This is a genomic window from Arthrobacter sp. LjRoot78, from assembly GCF_964254335.1.
Classification (GTDB): Bacteria; Actinomycetota; Actinomycetes; order Actinomycetales; family Micrococcaceae; genus Arthrobacter.
Window position 1 is genome coordinate 1,327,050 of record NZ_CAXUTG020000001.1, and the last position, 16,251, is coordinate 1,343,300.

Here is a 16,251-nt window from a genome sequence, read left to right on the forward strand (position 1 = left end):
AGCGTGCCCTATGCTGTGCCCATGATGACTGCAAAGGACCCCGCGCTGTGACGGCAAGGGAACGCTGGACCACCGGCCGGAAGGTCTTCCTGCTCGGGGCGCTGTGCCTGCTCGCCGCCGGCGGCGGCGTTTTCGCCGCTGTGGCACCCGGAGCCGCCCGCGCCGCCTTCGAATCCGAAGCGGGCTCCGCCGAGCGGACGACGCCGGGACTCGCGGCGCCCGTGGTGGCGCCTGTACAGCTGGCAGCGTCGCCGGCAGACGGCGCGCAGCAAGTAAATCCGGCAGCCCCCGTATCGCTGAAAGTCACCAACGGAACCGTTGAACGCGTGGCCCTCACGGGCGGCGACGGCGCAGCAATCGAAGGCAGCCTGAACCCGGACGGTACGGGCTGGTCAGCCTCCGGCCCCCTGCAGTTCAACAGCAGCTACACGTACAGCTTCGTGGTGAGCGACGCTGCCGGCCGCAAGACCAACAGCACTCGAACGTTCACCACGGTGTCAACCGCCAACGAGGCGGATGCCGCCGTCTACCCGCTGGACGGCATGAAGGTCGGCGTCGCGCAGCCCCTGCAGATCACCTTCAGCGAACCTGTGCTGAACAAGCACGCGGTGGAAAAAGCCATCAAGGTCTCCTCGACGTCCGGCCAGGTGGGCGAGTTTCACTGGTTCAGCGATAGTATGGTCCGGTACCGGGCAGAGAATTTCTGGGCGGCCAACAGCACGGTCACCATGGACATGCAGCTTTTCGGCGTCGATTTCGGCAACGGTCAGATCGGAAACTTTAATAAGAAGGTCACGGTCCACATCGGCGACAAGAAGGTCGCCGTGGCCGACGCTACCGCGCACACCTTTTCGGTGAGTGTGAATGACAAGCCAGCCGGCTCATGGCCGGCCACCATGGGGGATACCCGGTTCCCTTCGGCCAAGGGCTACCTCGTGTTCATGGAGAAGTACCGGGTGGAGCACATGTCTGCCGCCAGCATCGGACTCAAGCCGGGCGACCCGGCATACTACGGCGAGCTGGACGTCAACTTCGCCACCCGCCTGACACCCAGCGGGGAATTCATCCACCAGGCCACCGACTCCGCAATGCCCTACATCGGTGTCAGCAACCTCTCGCACGGGTGCATCGGACTGGGCCCGGACGGCGCCCAATGGGTCTTCGAGAACATGACCACGGGCGACGTTGTCCAGGTAGTGAATACCGACGGTGAAAACGCCAACTTCGACGACGGATTCGGTGACTGGAACATCCCCTGGGCGCAGTACGCCAATTGATCCGTTCGCCATACGGTAAAATCGTCTGGTCACGGGTGAGTGCTGAACACCTCACTGACGTGCTGGCGAACGTATCAACTGAAGATTCAAGACGGTATTTGGGCTGATCACGGGCCTGTCGGGGGACATGGAGAAGGTCATGACAAAAGTCCACAAACGCAAAACCATGAAAATCCTGGGGATTGCAGCCATCTGCGTTGCGGTCGCTGCGGGCGGCATCGGTGTTGCCACGGCTCCCAGCTGGGCCGAGCCCGTATTCCAGTCGGAGTCTTCCAGCCCGGTCCGCAACGAACCGGGGCTCGCTGCTCCTGTGGTGAAGGCAGTCGAACTGGGTGTGACCCCCACCGACGGCGCCGCTGGAGTCAACCCCGCCGTTGCGCCGTCCGTCAAAGCCGTCAACGGCACCGTGAAGGACGTTGTCCTGACCACTGCCGGCGGTGAGCCCGTCAAGGGCACCCTCAGCGCTGACGGTTCCACCTGGACCGCCCTGGACCCGCTGGAGTTCGACGCCGCCTACGACTACGCCTTTACGATCGTGGACCAGGCGGGCCGCGAAACGAAAAAGACCCAGTCCTTCACCACGGTGGCAACGGCCAACGAGGCCGACGCTGCTGTGTACCCGCAAAACGGTTCCACCGTGGGTTCGGGCCAGCCGATCGAAATTGTCTTCTCCGAGCCGGTCCTGAACAAGGAGGCCATGGAGAAGGCCGTCACCGTCACCTCATCCTCGGGCCAGGCGGTCGCCTGGCGCTGGTACTCGAACCAGCGCGTGCGCATCCGTCCCGAGGCGTTCTGGGCCTCGGGCAGCCAGGTCACGGTGGACCTCAAGCTGTTCGGCGTCGATTTCGGGAACAAGATGGTGGGCAACGTGGACACCAAGGTCAGCTTCAAGGTCGGCCCGCAGCGGGTGGCCATCGTGGACGACGCCACCAAGACCATGAACGTCTACTTTGACGGCCAGCTGGTCCGGACGGCTCCCGTTACCCTGGGCGACGCCGAGTGGCTCTCGCCCACCGGTTACGCCGTGATCATGGAGCAGGAACGCCACTCCAAATTCAACGCCGGAAGCATTGGCCTCAAGCCGGGGGACAAGGGTTACTACCCGCCGCTGACCGTGGAATACGCAAACAGGCTGACGTCGTCCGGCGTCTACGTCCACCAGGCCCTTGAGTCCGCCTGGAGCTACGTCGGCAAGGCCAATGTTTCGCATGGCTGCGTGGGGTTGCTGCCGGCGGATGCTGCGTGGTTCTTCAACAACATGAAGACGGGCGACGTCGTCCAGACCCTCAACACGGGCGCTCCGCCGGTGGAGCCGCTGGAGGGTTACGGCGACTGGAACATTCCCTGGGCGCAGTACGCCAAGCGGTAGTGCAGGCGGCCTACCGGCTGTCCCGGCTGTAAGGGAGCCGGTTCAGCCGTTCTCCCACACCCGTGCTCCGGGCCCTCGCCCGCGTCAGCCGGGCCAGTTCCCGCTCGCGGCGTTCCACCAGCACGGCTGCCAGATACTCTTCCGGACCCGTGCCTGCCGGCGGCGGCGGGGCAACACACGCTGACACCTCAGTGGCGAGGGACACCGCCATGGAAGCGCGCGACGCCGGCGCCATCCGTCCCGACTGGCGGATGAACTGCGCCGAGCGGCGGGCCACCGGGTCCGGTATCCGGCCGATGTCGGCCAGCGCCGCCCAGGACCTCAGGTGCGGAGGCACGAACGGGACGAACGGCGGTTCGGTGGGCACCCGGCGCCGCAGGGAGTAGGTTCCTGCAACCACGTCACCGAGCCGCTTGGATTTGTCATTGAACAACGCGACGGCGATGGCCAGTCCGCCGAACGTCAGGTAGATCTCCAGGAAGCCGATCAGGCCGCGGATCAGCGCGTGGCGGAAGCGGATGGCGCCGCCGTCGTCCCGGACGATCCGGAGCCCGGCAGCCAGCTTCCCCAGCGAGAGGCCCCGGGTGAGGGTTTCCACCGCCACCGGGAGGATCACGAAACAGAAAACCACACTGACCAGCACCAGGGCACGCGCAGCCGCCCCGTCCAGGTCACTGTAGGCAGACGAAATCACCGTCATCATCACGATGAGGAGGACGACGTTCGCAACGACGTCCAGGATCAGCCCCAGCGCCCGCGCAGCGAACGACGCCGGGCGGAGTTCCAAGACAACTGCTTCACCTGTGATGATCGAGCTCAAACCGGGTCCCCGTCCCCTACACGCCGCCTACGGACGCTCACAGTCTAATCCGGGGGCGCTAGGGTAGTGCCGTGGACATCGATGCGTTCTCCGCGGTCAACGGGGACAAGTGGGCGCGGCTTCACGTGCTGGCGTACAAACGGCGCCTGGACGGCAGCGAAGCCGATGAACTGCTGCGCCTCTACCAGACCACGTCCGCCCACCTTTCCCTGCTGCGCTCCGTGGCCCCCGAAAGCGGGCTTTCGGCCTCCCTGTCGGCCACACTGGCCCAGGCCCGCACACGCTTCACCGGGGCCCGGTCCAACTTCATGGACGACCTCGCACGGTTCTTCGTCATAGCACTGCCGGCGGCGTTGTACCGGATCCGCTGGCTTACCGTCTGGTGCGGCCTGGCGTTCTGCCTGGTCGCGGGGGCGTACGCATTGTGGATCGCCGCGTCGCCCGACGCGCTCCGGGCCCTCGGTTCGGACGCAACCGTCAAGCAGTACGTCGAGCGGGATTTCGTCGACTACTACTCGGAGAATCCCGCCGCGTCGTTCGCCGGCGCAGTCTGGACCAACAACGCCTGGATCGCTGCCCAGGCGGTGGCCCTGGGCATTACCGGTTTCTGGGTTCCGATGATCCTCTTCAGCAACGCCCAGGGGCTGGGGATCGCGGCCGGTGTCTTCGCCGCCGTCGGGAAGTCCGATGTCTTCTTCAGCTACATCCTTCCCCACGGCCTGATGGAACTCACCGCAGTCTTCATTGCCTGCGCCGCGGGCCTGAAGATCTTCTGGGCGATGGTTTCCCCCGGACCCCGGACCAGGGGCCAGGCAGTGGCCGCGGAAGGGCGCTCGCTGATCACCGTGGCGCTGGGACTTGTCGTGGTGCTGTTTGTCTCCGGCCTCGTGGAAGGCTTCGTCACCCCCAGCAGCCTTCCGGTGTGGGCCAAAATCACGATCGGCGCGGCGGTCCTGGCTGCGTACTGGACGTATGTCCTGGTGTGGGGCAGACGTGCCTATCGTTCGGGCGCGTCGGGCGACCTGGACAGCGCTGATGCAGGCTACACGGCGCTGGCTTCGTGAATACGTGACGGAACGGGGTGGCACCTGCCGCCACGGAGTGCCTGACGGTAGGCTCATCTGGAGATAAGTAGCGTTGCCTGGCGGTGTCCGGCAACGCGGACGCCTACGGAAGTGAAACTGCAGTGACTGAAAAGACGCCCACCCCGCCGAATCGGCAGGATCCGCACCTGGACCCGGCCGAGCCCGCCTTCGACTGGATGAAGCCTGCCGGAACTGGGGCAGGAACGGCGGCAAAGGCACAGGGAACAGCCCCCGCCGGAAACACGTCACCTGTTCCAGGCGCTGCTGCAGGCAAGGGACAGCCGGCAGCGTCCGCCGGCACCCCTGCCTCCCAGGGCGGCGCCACTGCAGCCCGAGGCGGCACCCCTGCCTCCCAGACCGAAGCCACTCTCGCCCAAGGTGGCATGCCTGCTTCCAATGCCGGCACGCCTGGTTCCCAGGCTGGCAGCCGCGCCGACCGCAAGGCGGCGGAGGCCGCCGTCGGACCGGCCGCGGAGCCACAGGGGAGGGGCACGCATTTCCGCGAACCCCTGCCCACTTCGGCCCTCCAGGTGCGCCCGCCGCAGGACGAAGTGGAACGCCGGAACGCCGAACGGGAGTTGGCGAACAACACCAAGCCCGTCCTGCCGCGCGTGATGCAGGTGCTGCTCGCGGTCTTCTACCCGCTGGTCCTCCTGGTCCTGGCCGTCCGGGCTGTCGCGAGTCCGTTGTTCCTCTGGGTTGAATACAACCGTCCGGGCTTCCCCGGTGACGGCTACGGCTTCAGCACGGATGACCGCATGACCTACGGGTCCTACGCCGTGGACTACCTCAGCAACTGGTCCGGCCCGCGGTATCTCGGCGAACTGGTGAACCGCAGCGGCGATGCGCTGTTCCAGGAAGGCGAAGTCAGCCACATGGCGGACGTCAAGCTCGTCATCCTGTCAACGTTCGCCGGCGGCGCGCTGCTGATCCTGCTGGGCATCATCGCCATCATCTACCTGCGCCGGCGCAGCACCGGGGGAGTCCGCCGCGGTCTCTTCGCCGGCTCCGTCGCAACGCTGGTGATCATTTTGGGGCTGGGCACCTTGGCGGCGCTGGGCTGGCAGCAGTTCTTCACCGAGTTCCACCGGATTTTCTTCGCCAACGGGACGTGGACGTTCGCCCTGGACGACACCCTCATCCGGCTCTTCCCGGGACAGTTCTGGGTTGATTCCGGGATCGTCATCGGCGCACTGGTCCTGATCGCCTCCGTCGCCACCCTGATCCTCACCTGGCCCACGAGGAAGCGCCGCGGCCTCGCCAGGAAAACGAAGGACAAAGACACGGACGCCTTGGTGGCGTCAGCCAAGGACGGGGACGCCGGGACAATGGACCTCCCCGACGCCGCGCAGCGACGTACCCGTGGAAACTCCGCGACGGTGTAACAGACTCCGCAGAGGCACAAGGAAGGCGACCGGCGCAGGCCGGTCGCCTTCCTTGTGTGCACGGCATTCATTGTGTGCGGCACGGGCCGGGGCGACCGGCCCCGGGTTAGCGGTACAGGCCGTTGATGTGGGCTTCGAAGTCGCGGACGACGGCGGCCCGCTTGAGTTTCAGTGACGGTGTCAGGTGACCCGACTCCACTGTGAAATCGGCATCCAGCAGGACGAAGCTGCGGATCGATTCCGCCTTCGAGACCAGCAGGTTTGCCTGGTCGATAGCGCCCTGCACGGCTTCCCGGACCCGGACATCCGACGTTGCTTCGGCCACACCCAGTACCGGAATTCGCTGGGCCGAGCACCAGTTCTCCAGGCCCTCCGGATCGAGGTTGACCAGGGCGGAGACGTACGGCCGGCCGTCGCCCACCACCACAGCCTGGGCCACGAGCTGGTGCTCCCGGATCTTTTCCTCGAGCGGTCCGGGTGCTACGTTCTTCCCGCCAGCAGTGACGAGGAGGTCCTTCTTGCGGCCGGTGATGGTGAGGAAGCCGTCTTCATCCAGCGCACCGAGGTCTCCGGTGCGGAAGAATCCGTCCACGAACGCTTCCGCGTTGGCGGCCTCATTGGCGTGGTATCCCTTGAAGACGCCAATGCCCTTGACCAGGATCTCGCCGTCGTCGGCGACCCGGACGGTGGTGCCGGGCACGGGAATTCCCACCGTGCCCACCTTGGTCCGCGACGGGGTGTTGGCGGTACAGGGGGCGGTGGTTTCGGTAAGGCCGTAGCCCTCCAGCACGGGAATGCCGGCACCGCGGAAGAAGTGTGCGTCGTTGGAGCTCAGCGGGCTGGCACCGGAGACCGTGTACTTGACGTGTCCGCCGAAGGCCTGCCGGAGCTTGGGGTAGAGCAGCCGGTCAAAGACGGCGTGGTTGGCGCGAAGCATGAGGCCGGGCCCGCTGCCTTTTCCGCGGGCCTCAGCGTCGAGCGCCTTGGAGTAGTCGATGGCCACCGCGGAAGCGGCCGCGAAGAGCCGCTCCTTTCCGGCCAGGGCAGCCTTGTGGCCGGCACCTGCGTAGACCTTCTCAAAGATCCTGGGCACCACCAGTAGGAACGTGGGTTTGAACGAGGCCAGGTCCTCCAGCAGCTGGGCGGCGCCGGACGTGTGGCCCAGGGTCACTCCCGCGCTGAGGCACACCACCTGGACAGCGCGGGCCAGGACGTGGGCGAGGGGGAGGAACATGATTGTCCGGGCACCCTCCTGCCGCAGGATTTCGGGAAGGAAGCCCACGATGTTGGTGGCCACCAGGGCGAAGTTGCCGTGCGTTATCTCGCAGCCCTTGGGCTTGCCCGTGGTGCCGGAGGTGTACACCAGCGAGGCGACGTCGGCCAGGCCTGCCGTGCTGCGGTGCCGCTCCAGCTCGGCATCAGTGACGCCGGCGCCGGCGGCGGCGAGGCTCGCCAGGTTCGGTGCGCCGCCGTCGTCGTCCATGCGCACGACCGTCACCACAGCGTCGCCGAGCACTGCGGAGTGGGCCAGGACGCCGGCCACGAGCCCGGACTTGGCCGGGTCCTCAACGAACACCCTGCGGGCACCGGAGTCATGCAGGATCCACTCGACCTGGCTTGCCGAGGAGGTTTCATAGACCGGAACGGTCACGCCGCCGGCGAACCAGATGGCGAAGTCCACCAGGGTCCATTCATACCGGGTCCCGGACATCACAGCCACCGTGTCGCCCGGTGCCAGGCCTCCGGCGATCAACCCCTTGGCAAGTGCCACCACCTTGTCCAGGAACTGCTGGACGGGGACATCAACCCAGCCGTTCGGGCCCTTGCGCGAATATATGGCGTGCGACGGATCCTTGGCGTGCTGCCCCAGCAGCAGGTCAGTCACGTTGCTGTCCTGATCCAGCTCCACGAGCAGTTCAGTGCTTGCTTCCCTCACAGCCAGTCTCCCTTCCGGATCCGTGATGCGGTGTCCCCGGCACCCTTGCCATACTGCCCTAGATCCAGGACGGCATCCACATCCTGAACCGCCAGTCCTGGTACGGAATGATTTCCGCGGTCCAGATGGGGTAGAAGAACGCCGAGACCAGCACCGCTCCGACCACGAACACCGCCACGAGATACAAGCCGGAACGCCGGCGCCACAACGGGTCCGAGCGTCGTCCAAGAACCAGGCCCAGGCAATATGTCAGGGCCAGGACCAGGAACGGTTCAAAGGACACGGCATAGAACGTGAACATCGTGCGTTCCGGATACATAAACCAGGGGAGGTAGCCCGCGCCGATTCCGGCCAGGATGGCGCCGGCCCGCCAGTCGCGGCGGCCTGCCCACCAGAACAGCAGGATCACCAGAGCAACCGTGGCGCTCCACCAGATCAGGGGGTTGCCCACGGAAAGGATTGCCGAGGTGCAGTTGGCGACGTCGCAGCCGGGGCTGCCCTGTTTGGGGGACTCATAGAAGAACGACGTGGGCCGCCCCATCACGAGCCAGCTCCAGGCGCTCGCCTCATAGGGGTGGTCGGAGCTGAGTCCCTGATGGAACTTGTACGCTTCCAGGTGGTAATGGGCCAGGGACCGCAGCGGCCCCGGAAGCCAGCCCCACTCGGCTGAGGGGTTGGTGTCGGCCCAATGGCGGAAGTACGCATCCTTCGACTGGAACCAGCCGGCCCAGGTGGTGAGATAGACCAGCACGGCAACGGGCACGATGCTCAGGAAGGCGGGAATTCCGTCCTTGATGATGCCTCCGCTGATCCACCCGCGGATGCCTGCGATCCGGCGCGCGCTCAGGTCCCAGAAGACTGTGAGGAGCCCGAAGGCCGCCATGAAGAACAGCGCCGACCACTTCGTGCCCACGGCAAGCCCCAGGCAGATGCCGGCGGCAATGCGCCACCAGCGGATGCCGAGCCAGGGCCCGGACACGAGCTGGACCACGGAGGGCCTGCCGTCCGGGGCAGCTCCGGCCTGGCGCCCCAGCCTGGCTGCCAGGCGCCGTCGGCCGTCGTCGCGGTCCATCAGGAGCGCACCAAAAGCTGCAAGCACCCAGAACATCAGGAAGATGTCCAGCAAGGAGGTCCGGGACATCACCAGATGGTGGCCGTCCACCGCCAGCAGCATGCCTGCCACGGCCCCCAGCGTCAGCGAGTGGAAGAGCTTCTGCGCGATCAGGGTGATCAGGAGGATGGACAGCGTCCCGGTCAGCGCGGCGCCGAAGCGCCAGCCCAGCGGGTTGTCCGGGCCGAACAGCCACATTCCTGCCGCGATCATCCACTTGCCCACCGGCGGATGCACAACATACTCGGGCGAGGACAGGATGACGCCGGGGTTCCCTGCCACGAAGGATTCGTTGGCCTTGTCCGGCCAGCTGCGTTCGTACCCGCTGACCAGGAACGAATAGCCGTCCTTGACGTAGTAGGTTTCGTCAAATACCAGGCTGCGCGGACTCTCAAGGCGGACGAAGCGGAGGACGCCGCCGATCGCCGCGGTGATGGCCGGAATGAGCCAGAACCAGAGCCGCAGCGACGGGGGATAGTCGCGCCAGCTGCGGATCCCGCCGATCAGCCGCTCCTGCAGGGCGCTTTCGGTGAACGCTTCCCGCGGCCGGCGGATCCACCGCTGGCCCTCAAGGTTGCGTCCCGATGTCCCGGAGGCCGGCCGTGCTGGTTTGGCCGGGTCGGCCGGGTCGGCCTCGACAGGAGGTACGGAGGTCTGCGTCACGTGCCCATGCTACCTTTTGGCGCTGGAAGAGCCTGCCAGCAGTAGGCTGGTCGTGTGGACCAACAACTCAGTACTTCCCCCGCGAGCAGCTCCGATGACGCCGGTACCTTCGATGAGGCCTGGGCTCCGGCGGCCGAACCTGCGGCCCGCGTCCCGGAAGGGCAGCCGGGCAGGATTGTGCTGGCTGCGACGCCCATCGGAAATGTCGGCGATGCGTCCCCCCGGCTCGTTGAACTACTCACCACGGCTGACATCGTCGCCGCGGAGGACACCCGGCGCCTGCACCGGCTGGTGCAGAACCTGGGGATCGCCGTGGCCGGGCGTGTGATCAGCTACCACGAGCACAACGAAGCCGCGAAGACCACCGAGCTCCTGGATCAGGTGCGGGCAGGAAAGACCCTCGTGATGGTGACTGACGCTGGTATGCCGTCCGTCTCGGATCCGGGGTTCCGGCTGGTTGAGGGCGCCGTGGCGGCCGGCCTGACGGTCACCGCAGTGCCGGGGCCGTCGGCGGTCCTCACCGCACTCGCCCTCTCCGGGCTCCCGACCGACCGGTTCTGTTTTGAAGGGTTCCTTCCCCGCAAGGCCGGTGAACGTGCCTCCCGGTTGTCCGAGCTCGACGCCGAACGCCGGACGATGGTCTTCTTCGAGGCGCCGCACCGGCTGGAACCGATGCTTCGGGCGCTGCGCGAGCGCTTCGGCGGCGACCGCCCGGCCGCAGTGTGCCGTGAACTCACCAAGACCTACGAAGAAGTCATCCGCGGGCCGCTGAGCCACCTGCTGCAATGGGCAGAAACCAACGAGGTGCGCGGTGAAATAGCGGTGGTGGTTGGCGGCGCCCCGGAGCGTGAGCCGGGCAAGACGGAGGACCATGTGGCCGCCGTCAACGGGCTTATTGCACAGGGCATCAGGTTGAAAGAAGCCGTGGCGGCCGTGGCCGAGGACGCGAAAGTCAGCAAGCGGGAGCTCTACTCAGCGGTCTTGGCCGCCCGCTAGGAGCCGGGCTCCGGTCTTGTGCAGCTGCACAGCAACATCCGGAGTGCGTAGTGCGCCCATGCATAGACGCTCCGGAGCGCGCGGCAGTACCGTGGCTGTAAAGCAGCCGAGAGCTGAACCCATCCCACACCCCAATTGCTGACGAGGGAGTCATCGTGACTGTAACTGCACAGCCCACTGTTACTGCGGAGCGCGAGAGCGAGCTGCTGGCCTCTGTTCCCACCGGCCTGCTGATCAACGGCGAATGGCGCCCGGCAGCGTCCGGGAAGACGTTCGACGTCGAGGATCCCGCCACCGGCAAGGTGCTGCTTAGCATCGCTGACGCCGGCGCCGAGGACGGCAAGGCAGCGCTCGACGCCGCCGCTGCCGCGCAGGACTCCTGGGCGAAGGTCCCGTCCCGTGAGCGCGGGGAAATCCTGCGCCGCGCGTTCGAACTGGTCACGGCCCGCGCCGAGGACTTCGCGCTGCTGATGACCCTGGAAATGGGCAAGCCCCTGGCCGAGGCCCGCGGCGAGGTCACCTACGGCGCCGAGTTCCTGCGCTGGTTCTCCGAGGAAGCCGTCCGTGCGTTCGGCCGCTACTCGGTGTCCCCGGATGGCAAGTCCCGCCTCCTGGTGACGAAGAAGCCCGTGGGCCCCTGCCTGCTGATCACCCCGTGGAACTTCCCGCTGGCGATGGCCACCCGCAAGGTCGCCCCGGCCGTGGCCGCCGGCTGCACCATGGTGCTGAAGTCCGCGAACCTGACCCCGCTGACCTCCCAGCTGTTCGCCGCCGTGATGCAGGAGGCCGGCCTGCCCGCCGGTGTCCTGAACCTCATCCCCACCTCCACCGCCGGTGCCACCACGGGCCCGCTGATCAAGGACTCCCGGCTGCGGAAGCTCTCCTTCACCGGCTCCACCGAAGTTGGCCGCCGGCTGCTCTCGGACGCCTCCGAAACCGTGCTGCGGACCTCCATGGAGCTTGGCGGGAACGCCCCGTTCGTGGTGTTCGAGGACGCCGACGTCGACGCCGCCGTGGCCGGGGCCATGCTGGCGAAGCTGCGGAACATGGGCGAGGCCTGCACCGCCGCGAACCGGTTCATCGTGCACGAATCCGTCGCCGACGAATTCGCGGAGAAGTTCGCCGCGAAGATGGCGGACATGACCACCGCCCGCGGCACCGAGCCGGAGTCCAAGGTGGGCCCCCTAATTGATGCCAAGAGCCGGGACAAGGTCCACGAGCTCGTCACCGACGCCGTGGCCTCCGGTGCGGTGGCTGTGGCCGGCGGCGGCCCCGTGGACGGCCCGGGCTACTTCTACCAGCCCACCATCCTGAAGGGCGTCACCGAGGGCACCCGCATCCTGTCCGAGGAAATCTTCGGACCCGTCGCACCGATCATCACGTTCGACACCGAGGACGAGGCCGTCCGCCTGGCCAACAACACCGAATACGGCCTGGTGGCCTACGTCTTCACGCGCGACCTGAACCGCGGCATCCGGATGGGCGAACGCCTCGAGACCGGCATGCTCGGCCTGAACGCCGGCGTCGTCTCCAACGCGGCCGCCCCCTTCGGCGGCGTCAAGCAGTCCGGCCTGGGGCGCGAAGGCGGCCTCGAAGGCATCGAGGAATACCTCTACACCCAGTACATCGGCATCGCCGACCCCTACGCCGGCTAGTCCGGGCGCAGGACAACCGGCAGGCTAGCCCTGCCGCAGCCGCCGCAGGCCGTCGCGCACCGTCCGCCAGGACTGCGCGGCGGCCTGCGCCGGTATGGCGGCGGCCCGTGCGATGGCACGGAACGGGGCGGTGACCATGCGCCCCCACCGGTTCATGACCGACGGCGGGAGCCATTCCGCCCGCAGCCGTCGGGCCGCCTGAGAGTGCCTCCGCAGCGATGCCTGAACCACCGCTATCCTGTCTGCCGCGGAGGGCGGGGCGGCACCGGCGGTCCCGGCGGCACCGGCAGCGGCGGCACCGTCCGTGTGACCGGGCGGCGGCCCGTACTGCTGCCGTTCGTAGTCCGCGGTCAGTGACGCAACCGCCCGGGCTCCGGCGTCGTCCGCATTGTCCGGCCCGCCCAGAGCCCCCGACCCGCGAAGACGGCCGGAGAAGTGCCGCGGAGTTTCGCTGAGGCCGGGAGCCAGTCCGTAATCGGTGGCCAGGTCCCGCAGTTCAGCCCAGGCTGCCGCGGCCGTGTTGCCCGCGGAGGACGGTGCGCGCCGGAGCCGTCGTGACCGCAGGCCCGTGCGCACCATCCTGGGCGATGCGGCGATCAGGGCAAGGACCAGGAGGCCGGCGGCGCCGTAGAGCGGCAGCGTCAGCGGGTGCCCGGCTTCACCGGCCGAATCCAGCCCCGGGAGCGGCGCCGGCGTTTCCGGTGTGGCGCCCGGCGTGGCGGCATTGGACGGAATGAGGTCGTCGTTGTTTTCGTTGGTGCCGGCGCCGCCCGGGGTGAAGGCCTGCGCTGCGTAGTCCGGCACCATTCCACGTGAAGGCGTCGGTTCAAACGCCACCCAGCCGAGTCCTTGGAAGTAGAGTTCGGGCCAGGCGTGCGCGTCCCTGGAGTCAACTTCGTATTCGGTCAGTGCTCCCTGCCCGGGAACCGAAACCGTGCCACCCGTGGACCGGCCCGGCGCGTAACCCACGGCGATGCGGCTGGGGATCCCTTCCAGCCTGGCCATCACCGCCATGGCCGAGGCGAAATGGATGCAATAGCCGCTCTTTTGGCTCAGGAAATCCGCGAGAACTGAGAGCCCGTTGCCGTCGTAGCCGCCCTGCACCGGGGACTGCAGGGAATACGTGAATTCGACGGAGCGCAGGTAGTTCTGGATGGCCATTGCCTTGGCATACGCCGTGCTGCTTCCCGCGGTCACGGTGTCCGCGGTGCTGCGCACGATGTCCGGCACGTTGTTGGGCGGCCGGATGAATTCCTCCGAGATCCCGCGCACGGCCGTTGTGGACTGGGACAACAGTTCGGGCGTGAGCCTGGGGGCGGTGGACTGCACAACATACTGCTGGTTCCGTGAGTTGGTGTCCACGCCCTTGATGCTCAAGGTGGCCGGATCCCAGCTCCACCGTCCGGCCAGGCCGTTGACCGAGTCCGGAGCGTACGGCGCCGGCAGGTACGGGCTGGTGAAACGCCCGGTATTGATCGCCGTGACCTGCCGGACCTGCTCGTCAGCGACGATCTCGTATCCGGTGTCCATCCGCCCGACCCCCACCCGGCGGGAAGGGTCACGGTCGTCCGGTGACCACGAATCGCCGTCGAACCGGTCCACGGTGACGGACCGCAGGTAGGGGGGCCTGCTGGCACTGGTGGCGTAGGTGATGCGCCCGTCGCCGGCGGGACTCCGCAAGCTGTTGCCCAGGCTGATCATCGGGTTGAGGCCGGTGGACGAGCCCCACGGATTCAGCCTGGAACCCTGCGGGAAGGTGCCTTGGTCAAAGCCCGGAACGGCGAGGGGAAGGAGGAGCGTGATCGCCAGCGCCATGCCGCCGGTGAGGGCTGCGCGGCGGAACTGTCCCGGATTCCGGGCGGTGTCGGCCGTGGTGCGGTCAGCCGGAGCGAACCACTGGCTGCAGGCAAGGATCATCAGGTAGCCGGCGGCAGCGGCCGCGAACGCCCACGGCCCGACGCTCTGCGGTTTGACCATGGCCGGCACCACCAGGATGGCCACGAGCCCCAGCCCGCTGGTTGCCGGCAGAGCCAGGGGCACTGCAAGGGCATCGACCAGGATGACCACCAGGCCCAGGACGGCGCAGGTGACCAGTACGATGCCGGCGTTGGGCGCCACCGGGGAGCTCTCGGCCAGGACTGTTTCGCTGGCCCGGCGCAGGTACCTGCCCAGCTGCTCCATGGTGTCGCCGGATGGAATGAACCCGGCGATGCTGAACCTGCGGAAGAACGTGAAGGTCAGGATGAAGATGAGCGCTGCGAAGCCGCCCAGCGCCACCAGGAAGGGTTGCGCCCGCAGCGCCCGCAGGACGGCCATGGCCAGGGCAACAACAAAGACTGTGGTCAGGACCGGAAGATACCAGGCCCAGCCCCGCAGCACCCCGTTGAGGGACAGGGCGGCGCCGGCGACGGCAAGGGCGACAGCCGCGGCCATGACCCACGGATGCGCACCGACTCGGCGCCGCCGTGGAGCGGGAGCCGTGGATGGTGCCAGGACTTCGGAGGTGCGGCCGGTCCCCGGACCGGAGTGCCGCTGGGGAGTCATGGTCATCGGCTGACTCCTGTGGCGCGGCGGACGTCCGCGGCGGCCGTGGCGGCAGCCGCATCGCGCTGGTCGAAAGAGGACCATGCCGCTGCCACCGATGTGGCGGGGGTGATGGCCACGGCCCGCCAGCCGCCGGACCGCAACGACTCAACGGCGTCGTGGCACTCTCCCGGATGGTCGGTGACGATGATCGCAAAAGCGTTGGCCCCGAACCCGGCGGCGGCGGACAGCGAGCGTGCCTCGGCTGCCTGCACGTGTCCCAGGATCGCCATGATGGGGCCGCGCTGGCGGTGGGCGGAAAGCTTGTCCATGAGCCGGTCGTCGAAGGCCCGCTGACCCGACTCGGGCGCCGCGTGGTGTGCGGCATGGTGTGCGCCGGAAAGCTGGATGGCTGCCAGGCTCTCGGCAATGGACTGCAGGCCCGCGGACCCGGTGTATTCCTCGGCCTCAGGTTCCGGGGCGGAGGGAGAATGCAGGAAGGCGGCTTCCCCCGCGGGATCGAGGAACCGCAGGGCATAGTTGCGTTCGGCCAGATGGGCGCTCACCGACATGGCGGCCGTAACCGCCCATTCGAAGGTGTCGCTGGTGATCAGTTCGTGGCCGTCCTCACCGGATGTGGCTGAAAAGGCGGCGCCCGGTCCGCGCGCAAACGCCGACCACCGCTGGTCCAGGATGATGGTGGCCTCCGGCGTGGTCACGGATTCCTCCTGCCGCACCATCAGGGCGCCGTGCCGGGCGGTCGCAGCCCAGTGGACCCGGCGCATCGGATCTCCGTGGCGGTACTCGCGGGTCATGACGTCGTCGTCGCTCGGGTTCGCCCGGATCCGCGTGGCCGTAACGCCGTCGTTGCCGCGTGCGCCGGCCAGTCCCGTTGCGGGGAGTTCGACGGCGGCGGGCGTCACCGTCAGTGTGTCACCGTCGTCGATCGCGTGGCGGTGCAGCGAGAGTCCGAAGGGGTCGGTGAACTCGGCCGTCACCGGGCCGATGACGAACTGACCCCGTTTGCCGGACCGGAGGTGGTATTCGTAGCGGCTGGTCCCGCCGGTCGCCGCGCGGGACGGGAAACGGAAGGCCGGCGATTCGCCGAACCGTGACGGCAGGCGTTCCTCCATGATCACCTGGCCGGTGGCCGGGCCGGTACGGGCCACGGCGAGGCGCACGGTGGTGGTCGAGGAGGTTTCCACGCTGGCGGGGCTGAATTCGCGGTACACCTTGAACCGGGGCTTGAGGAGGCGGATCCCTGCCAGCGAGACCAGCGGGAGCACGATCAGCAGGATGCCGAGCGAAAGGAGATCGCGCCGGCCCATGACCTGTGCTGCCAGCAACGAAACCACACCGGCAGCCAGCAACCCCCAGCCGCGTGTGCTGAAGAGGTGCCGCGGGAGCCTGTCGGTGAGGGCCATCGTGGCG

The 16,251-nt window shown here is 67.5% G+C and carries 11 protein-coding genes; 6 read left to right on the forward strand and 5 right to left on the reverse strand.

The genetic code is table 11. The features are described from left to right. The first annotated feature begins 47 nt into the window (after positions 1-47). Positions 48-1,277 carry a L,D-transpeptidase gene (locus tag ACSQ1X_RS06255; RefSeq protein ID WP_436057054.1) on the forward strand — a complete coding sequence of 410 codons (1,230 nt, stop codon included), beginning with the start codon at positions 48-50 and terminating at the stop codon, positions 1,275-1,277. 139 nt (positions 1,278-1,416) lie between these two features. Continuing rightward, a complete protein-coding gene (locus tag ACSQ1X_RS06260; RefSeq protein WP_436057055.1) occupies positions 1,417-2,646 on the forward strand; it encodes an Ig-like domain-containing protein in 1,230 nt (409 codons plus the stop codon). Between the two features lie 10 nt (positions 2,647-2,656). On the opposite strand, the gene ACSQ1X_RS06265 is transcribed toward ACSQ1X_RS06260, so the two are convergent. Then, positions 2,657-3,466 carry an RDD family protein gene (locus ACSQ1X_RS06265; protein ID WP_436057056.1) on the reverse strand — a complete coding sequence of 270 codons (810 nt, stop codon included), beginning with the start codon at positions 3,464-3,466 and terminating at the stop codon, positions 2,657-2,659. 71 nt (positions 3,467-3,537) lie between these two features. Here ACSQ1X_RS06265 and ACSQ1X_RS06270 point away from each other — a divergent pair, with 71 nt between their 5' ends. Both ACSQ1X_RS06270 and ACSQ1X_RS06275 read left to right on the forward strand, forming a co-directional pair. Next, a complete protein-coding gene (locus tag ACSQ1X_RS06270; protein WP_436057057.1) occupies positions 3,538-4,530 on the forward strand; it encodes a stage II sporulation protein M in 993 nt (330 codons plus the stop codon). A 122-nt stretch (positions 4,531-4,652) separates the two neighbouring features. Then, positions 4,653-5,936: a TIGR01906 family membrane protein gene (locus ACSQ1X_RS06275; protein ID WP_436057058.1), complete on the forward strand. Its 1,284-nt coding sequence runs from the start codon at positions 4,653-4,655 to the stop codon at positions 5,934-5,936. A 106-nt stretch (positions 5,937-6,042) separates the two neighbouring features. Here ACSQ1X_RS06275 and ACSQ1X_RS06280 read toward each other — a convergent pair whose 3' ends face one another. Together ACSQ1X_RS06280 and ACSQ1X_RS06285 are read right to left on the reverse strand one after the other, a co-directional pair. Beyond that, positions 6,043-7,872, reverse strand: a complete 1,830-nt coding sequence (locus ACSQ1X_RS06280; protein ID WP_436057059.1) for an AMP-dependent synthetase/ligase — start codon at positions 7,870-7,872, stop codon at positions 6,043-6,045. A 58-nt stretch (positions 7,873-7,930) separates the two neighbouring features. Beyond that, positions 7,931-9,646 carry a dolichyl-phosphate-mannose--protein mannosyltransferase gene (locus ACSQ1X_RS06285; protein ID WP_436057060.1) on the reverse strand — a complete coding sequence of 572 codons (1,716 nt, stop codon included), beginning with the start codon at positions 9,644-9,646 and terminating at the stop codon, positions 7,931-7,933. A gap of 54 nt (positions 9,647-9,700) precedes the next feature. On the opposite strand from ACSQ1X_RS06285, the gene rsmI reads away from it, so the two are divergent. Next, on the forward strand, positions 9,701-10,642 hold the full coding sequence (gene rsmI, locus ACSQ1X_RS06290) for a 16S rRNA (cytidine(1402)-2'-O)-methyltransferase (RefSeq protein ID WP_436057061.1): 942 nt from the start codon (positions 9,701-9,703) through the stop codon (positions 10,640-10,642). Between the two features lie 155 nt (positions 10,643-10,797). Then, positions 10,798-12,297 carry an NAD-dependent succinate-semialdehyde dehydrogenase gene (locus tag ACSQ1X_RS06295; protein WP_436057062.1) on the forward strand — a complete coding sequence of 500 codons (1,500 nt, stop codon included), beginning with the start codon at positions 10,798-10,800 and terminating at the stop codon, positions 12,295-12,297. A gap of 24 nt (positions 12,298-12,321) precedes the next feature. On the opposite strand, the gene ACSQ1X_RS06300 is transcribed toward ACSQ1X_RS06295, so the two are convergent. Both ACSQ1X_RS06300 and ACSQ1X_RS06305 read right to left on the reverse strand, forming a co-directional pair. Continuing rightward, positions 12,322-14,847, reverse strand: a complete 2,526-nt coding sequence (locus ACSQ1X_RS06300) for a DUF3488 and transglutaminase-like domain-containing protein (protein ID WP_436057063.1) — start codon at positions 14,845-14,847, stop codon at positions 12,322-12,324. Next, positions 14,844-16,244, reverse strand: a complete 1,401-nt coding sequence (locus ACSQ1X_RS06305) for a DUF58 domain-containing protein (protein WP_436057064.1) — start codon at positions 16,242-16,244, stop codon at positions 14,844-14,846. Before ACSQ1X_RS06305 ends, ACSQ1X_RS06300 begins: the two co-directional genes overlap by 4 nt. Positions 16,245-16,251: the final 7 nt, after the last annotated feature.